1 protein-coding gene is annotated in these 1,201 nt (G+C 39.6%); it reads left to right on the top strand.

Going from position 1 to position 1,201, the window contains the following annotated elements; translation table 11 throughout:
* Positions 1 to 1,162: GTPase (locus F6K49_RS50750; RefSeq protein ID WP_293110482.1), on the top strand; the 1,162-nt coding region annotated here is incomplete at its 5' end.
* Between the last annotated feature and the right edge of the window lie 39 nt (positions 1,163 to 1,201).

Below are 1,201 nucleotides of genomic sequence, written 5' to 3'. Positions count from 1 at the left end.
AGAAATGAGGGCTCCCAATATAGCCATAATTGGTAAGACGGGTACAGGAAAAAGTACTCTTATCAATAAGGTATTTGGGGTAGAAAAAGCCGAAACGAATACAGGATGGCCTGTAAGTAAATCATTCAAGCTTTATACTCCAGATCATAGGTCTGTAGATACAAGCAAACCCATTAATTTATACGATTCAGCCGGTTATGAAGCGAATAAAGAACAAGAGTTCAAAGTAAATCTATTTAATTTTATAGAGAACAAAAAATCCGAAGGATTAGAATCACAAATACATTTGGTTTGGTACGTTATCAATGCGGCATCGAAAAGATTTGAGGGCTTCGATGCCGATATCATTAACGAACTGAACCGATTAGCAATTCCTGTGATCATAGTTTTGTCTCAATGCGATATTGTGAGTTATGAAGACATTTATAAGCTTAAGGATGTGATCATAAATTGTGAATTTAATAAGGCTTATGACATTCTCGAGGTAGCCGCTAAACCTTTAGAGAAGTACAATCAACCCATTTGTCAAGCTTTTGGACTCGAAGAACTAGTCAGTAAAACGGTTGAATTATTACCAACTATATATTCAGATGCCATAGTTGCCAACCAAATAGTCAGTATTGGAGAGAAGAAGAGGGTAGCCTGGAAGTACATTGCTGCTGCTGCTGCAACTTGCTTTGGAGCTGGGTTTGTTCCTGTTCCGTTTTCATCGGTAATAGCCATGACTTCCTCTCAAGTTGGTCTTCTAAAAGCTATAGCGAAATTATATAATTCCGATGATATTATCGAAATTCTAGAGCCGATTAGTGGTCCAACAGCCGCAACAGCACTTACTGTTGCAGCAACTGGGGCTTTAGAAATATCAGCGACCTTTTTGGTCGGCTTGTTTCCTCCTGGTTTTCTGGCAGCAGAGGCAGCAGCAGGAGCACTAGCTGCTACCTATGTAGTGATTATGGGGCTGACATATACGTCTGTTTTTGAAAAATTCTCAAAAAGGCGCTTGAGTGGTCCGGAGGGCAAGCAGGAAATCAAGGAGTTTCTTGAACGGACATTTAGACAAGAACTTCAGAGGTATCTAACAATCAAAGTTACTTCTAAAGAAAAGATCGATCAGATAAGAGACGATTTTTTATCGGAACGCGATCAAGACGATCAAGATTAGTCTACCCACCATTAAGCCCCTGGCAAGAATCGATATGTT

It is taken from the genome of Moorena sp. SIO3I6, from assembly GCF_010672095.1.
The sequence above is the reverse complement of the archived record's forward strand: the minus strand, read 5'-3'. Positions and strand labels throughout refer to the sequence as shown.